The sequence below is a fragment of the Microbacterium sp. CCH5-D1 genome (genome assembly GCF_001557335.1).
In the GTDB taxonomy this organism is placed as follows: domain Bacteria; phylum Actinomycetota; class Actinomycetes; order Actinomycetales; family Microbacteriaceae; genus Microbacterium; species Microbacterium oxydans.
This window is the reverse complement of record NZ_LSJW01000030.1, coordinates 1-4,566: the sequence shown is the minus strand read 5'-3', so window position 1 is coordinate 4,566 and position 4,566 is coordinate 1. Positions and strand designations below refer to the sequence as shown.

At 69.2% G+C, this 4,566-nt stretch carries 3 protein-coding genes and 1 pseudogene; 3 read left to right on the top strand and 1 reads right to left on the bottom strand.

All coding sequences use genetic code 11. The features are described 5' to 3' along the window. On the bottom strand, positions 1-1,264 hold a 1,264-nt coding region (locus AX744_RS01825), incomplete at its 3' end, for an alpha-amylase family glycosyl hydrolase (RefSeq protein ID WP_269454436.1). A 100-nt stretch (positions 1,265-1,364) separates the two neighbouring features. On the opposite strand from AX744_RS01825, the gene AX744_RS01820 reads away from it, so the two are divergent. The 3 genes and pseudogenes from AX744_RS01820 to AX744_RS01810 all read left to right on the top strand — a co-directional run. After that, entirely contained in the window at positions 1,365-2,540 is a 1,176-nt protein-coding gene (locus AX744_RS01820; RefSeq protein WP_061015227.1) for a cysteine desulfurase family protein, read from the top strand. 9 nt (positions 2,541-2,549) lie between these two features. Continuing rightward, on the top strand, positions 2,550-3,647 hold the full coding sequence (gene mnmA / locus AX744_RS01815) for a tRNA 2-thiouridine(34) synthase MnmA (protein ID WP_082738364.1): 1,098 nt from the start codon (positions 2,550-2,552) through the stop codon (positions 3,645-3,647). A gap of 38 nt (positions 3,648-3,685) precedes the next feature. Continuing rightward, positions 3,686-4,566 (top strand): annotated as a pseudogene (locus tag AX744_RS01810) (NAD-dependent DNA ligase LigA); the annotation flags it as partial.

Here is a 4,566-nt window from a genome sequence, read left to right as displayed (position 1 = left end):
TCGCGAACCCGCCGATGCCGACCGGGGCGGACGCGCGGCGCGCGTAGTCGATGTCACTCAACCAGAAGTTGCGCACCCTGTCGCGATAGCGGTCGTTCCATTCATGCCAGCCGGCGGGGAAGTTCCCCGTCTGCCAGCCACCGAGGCCCACATCCCACGGTTCGGCGATGAGCTTGGCGTCTGCGAGGACGGGATCATCCGCGATGGCGGCGAGGAGCGGGTGCTCCGGCGAGTAGGCGTGCGTCTCGTCTCGCGCGATGGCGGTGGCGAGGTCGAAGCGGAACCCGTCGATCTGCATCTCCTGCGCCCAGTAGCGCAGCGAGTCCAGCACGAGTCTCGCGCCCGCAGCGGTCGATGTGTTGAGGGTGTTGCCGCAGCCCGTGGTGTCGATGTAGATCCCGGACTCGTCCTGACGGTAGTAGCTCGCGTTGTCGATGCCCCGCAGGCTCGATCTGGGGCCGCCGATACCCTCCTCCGAGGTGTGGTTGTACACGACGTCGAGGATCACTTCGAGTCCCGCCTCGTGCAGCAGCCGCACCATGCCCTTGAACTCGGCCAGTACGGCTTCGGGGCCCGCCTTCCGAGCCTCCTCCGTCGCGTAGGCGGTGTGCGGAGTGAAGAAGTTCAGGGTGTTGTAGCCCCAGTAGTTCGTGAGTCCGCGTTCGAGGAGTCGTGGTTCCGGCACGAAGGCGTGCACAGGCAGCAGCTCGATCGAAGTGATGCCCAGCTCGTGGAAGTACTCGATCATCGCGGGGTGCGCGAGACCGGCGTAGGTGCCGTGCAGCGCGGGTGGGACGTCCGGGTGACGCTTCGTGAGCCCCTTGACGTGACCCTCGTAGATCACGGTGCGGTCCAGGGGCACGCGCGGCTTCTGCGAGTCGCCCCAGTCGAAACCGTCGACGATGACGACCGAGCGCCATTCCTCGTACCCGTCGCCTTGCGCGAGGCCGCGAGCGTACGGGTCCAGCAGCAGGGTCTCCGGGTTGAAGGTGTTGCCCGGGCCGTGTGGGCCGCTGACGCGGATCGCGTAGCGAACCCCCGGCTGGAGCATCTCCGTCGTGACTTCCCAGATCCCCCCTGGCAGCCGCTCGAGCGCCACTTGATCGGTCGCCCAGTCGAGATCGGTCGCGTCGAAGACGACCAGTTCGACGGATGAGGCGTTCTGCGACCAGACACGCAGTGTGCCGACACCGTCGTGCAGACGGACGCCGAGGTTGTCGAGGACGGGGCCGCCGGGCGCGGTGAGGTCTCGGGACGCGGGCATGAGTACACATTAGGCGTGATGTGTTGCCGTCTCATGACAAGGAGGACCCGGTCCCAGGCGCGAAGGCCCTCTCCCGACGGTTTCGCGAGAGAATCGAAGGATGCGGCACTATCTCGACCACGCGGCGACCACGCCCCTGCGCCCCGAAGCGCGTGAGGCGTGGCTGGCAGCGTCGGAGACGGTGGGCAACGCCTCCTCGACTCATGGCGCCGGCCAGGACGCACGACGGCTTCTCGAAGAGTCCCGTGAGCGCGTGGCGGCGGTGCTGGAGGCCGACCCGATCGAGATCGTGTTCACCTCAGGCGGCACCGAATCGATCAACCTGGCGTTGCAGGGTTTGTGGCGCGCCCGGCCCACGGGGACGTCGGCGATCGTGATGCCCGACGCCGAGCACCACGCGACCACGGACACCGTCGCAGCGCTCCTCGATGAGGGGGCGGAGGTGCGACGGGTGCCGGTCTCGCCCTCGGCGCGCATCGTCCCGGAGCGCTTCGCCGAGGCTCTTCCCGGAGCTGCCCTCGCCACGGCCCTGGTGGCGAACAACGAGGCCGGGACGATCAACGACGCACGGTCGCTTGCGGCAGGGTCCGCCGGCGCCGGAGTTCCCCTCCACCTCGACGCGGTCGCTGCGCTCGGCCACGTGCCCTTGTCGTTCCGAGGCCTTCGAGGAGAGGCGGACAGCGGGGTCGGGCTCGTCGCGATGAGCTTCGCCGGTCACAAGATCGGCGCACCGGTGGGGGTCGGGGTGCTCGTCACCGCCCGCTCCGCCCGGCTCACGGCGTTGCTACGCGGGGGAGCCCAGCAACGAGGCCTGCGCGCCGGCACACAGGATGTCGCCGGAGCCGCCGCCCTCGCCGTGGCTCTCGAACTCGCGGAGCACGAACGACAGGGCGAGGCTGCGCGTCTCAGTGCGCTGCGCGACCGCCTCGTGGCCGGAATCGTTGCCGCGGTGCCGACGGCCGAGCTCCTGGGCGACCCGACCGACCGTCTTCCCGGCAACGCGCACATGCTGTTCCCGGGTGCGGTGGGGGAGAGCCTGCTGTTCCTGCTCGACGTCGCAGGGGTGGCGGCGTCGACCGGATCAGCCTGCCAGGCGGGCGTGGCCGAACCTTCGCATGTCGTGATGGCGATGGGACGCCCGGAGCGGGACGCCCGCAGCGTGCTGCGCTTCTCGCTCGGGCGGACATCGACCGAGAGCGACGTCGATGCCGTGCTCGGTGCGATCGCCGAGGCGTACACGCGCGCATCCGGCGCCGGCACAGCCGCACGCTCGTAGACTGGTCGTATGCGGATCCTTGCGGCGATGAGCGGTGGAGTCGACTCCGCCGTCGCGGCAGCCAGGGCCGTGGAGGCGGGGCACGACGTGGTCGGCGTGCATCTCGCGCTCTCCCGGGCGGGCGGAACACTGCGCACCGGCAGTCGAGGATGCTGCACGATCGAGGATGCCCTCGACGCGCGTCGTGCAGCCGACGTGCTCGGCATCCCGTTCTACGTCTGGGATTTCTCCGAGCGGTTCCGAGACGATGTGATCGAGGACTTCATCTCGGAGTACCAGGCAGGCCGCACCCCGAATCCCTGCATGCGCTGCAACGAGAAGATCAAGTTCGCCGCCCTTCTGGAGCGTGCGATCGAGTTGGGCTTCGACGCGGTGTGCACGGGGCATTACGCCACTCTGGTCGACGGCGAGGACGGCCTCGAGCTGCACCGGGCGTCGGACAACGCCAAGGACCAGTCCTATGTGCTCGGCGTCCTCACGGCCGAACAGCTGGCGCACACCTACTTCCCGCTCGGCACGACGCCCACGAAGGCCATCGTCCGCGCAGAGGCCGAAGCACGCGGCCTGAGCGTCGCGCAGAAGCCGGACAGCCACGACATCTGCTTCATTCCCGATGGGGACACGCGCGGCTGGCTCGCCGAGAAGGTCGGCACGACCACCGGCGAGATCGTCGATCGTGCGGGCGAGGTCGTCGGATCGCACGAGGGCGCGCATGCCTTCACCGTCGGACAGCGACGCGGGCTCAAGCTCGGCGTTCCCGCGGCAGACGGCAAGCCGCGCTTCGTCCTCGAGGTGCGACCGGTGTCGAACACGGTGGTCGTCGGCCCCAAGGAGGCCCTCGCGATCGCCGAGATCGCCGGAGAGCGGTTAAGCTGGGCCGGTGCCGCACCCACGGAGTCCTCGTTCGAGTGCCACGTGCAGATCCGAGCGCACGCCGAGCCCGTCCCTGCGAGGGCCGAGATCTCCGAAGGCGGCGTGCGCGTGACGCCCGAGGTCGCGTTGGACGGCGTCGCGCCGGGACAGACCGCCGTGCTCTACATCGGGACGCGGGTGCTCGGACAGTTCACGATCGACACCACGGTGTCCGCGGTCCCTGTCGGCGCGTAGCCTCCTCCGGTGTCCGCACCCGCTCGTAGACTGACGGGGTGCCGGAGAACATCTCGTTGGAAGACGCCCGAACCGAAGCCGAGGAGCTGACCACGCGCATCCTCGATGCGAAGGAGGCCTACTACGGCCGCGACACCTCGATCGTCGACGATTCCACCTACGACGGCTGGATGCGCCGACTCGAAGAGCTCGAGCGTCTGCATCCCGAGTTGCAGGGGCAGGACTCGCCCACACAGATGGTGGGGGCGGCTGAGGCGACGGGCCTCGCGACCATCGAGCACGCGGAGCGCATGCTCAGCCTCGACAACGTCTTCTCCATCGACGAGCTGCGGGAATGGGCCGCGAAGACGAAGGCCGCCGCCGGACGCGATGTCGCCTGGCTCACCGAGCTGAAGATCGACGGCCTCGCCATCAATCTCCGCTATGAGAACGGCGTGCTCACTTCTGCTGCGACCAGGGGCGACGGACGCGTGGGGGAGATCGTCACGGAGAACGCGCTTCGGCTGCCCGAGATCCCGTATCGACTGAGCGGTGAGGGCCACCCGGCCATCGTGGAGGTGCGCGGGGAGGTCTTCATCCCCGTCGCCGCGTTCGAACGGCTCAACGCGGCCCAGGCGGCGTTCCGCGACCGCGCCTACGCCGATGCGCTCGAGCGCTGGGAGGCGCGGGGCGGAGCGAAGAAGCCCTTCGACGAGGAGAAGGCTCGCACCGCCGCCGCGCGCCGATTCCCCGCGTTCGCCAATCCCCGCAACGCGGCGAGCGGCGGCCTGCGTCAGCAGATCGACAAGAAGAACGGCCTCGAACTCGAAGCCGGCCTGCTGCGCATCGAGTCGCTCGCGCTCTACGTGCACGGCGTCGGCGCATGGTCGAACCCTCCCGTCGCGGCGCAGAGCGAGGTCTACGATCTGCTGGCCGAGTG

Excerpts from the sequence above, each read along its gene's own strand:
- AX744_RS01820 (WP_061015227.1), top strand. The coding sequence starts at position 1,365 with ATGCGGCACTATCTCGACCACGCGGCGACCACGCCCCTGCGCCCCGAA.
- mnmA (WP_082738364.1), top strand. The coding sequence starts at position 2,550 with ATGCGGATCCTTGCGGCGATGAGCGGTGGAGTCGACTCCGCCGTCGCG.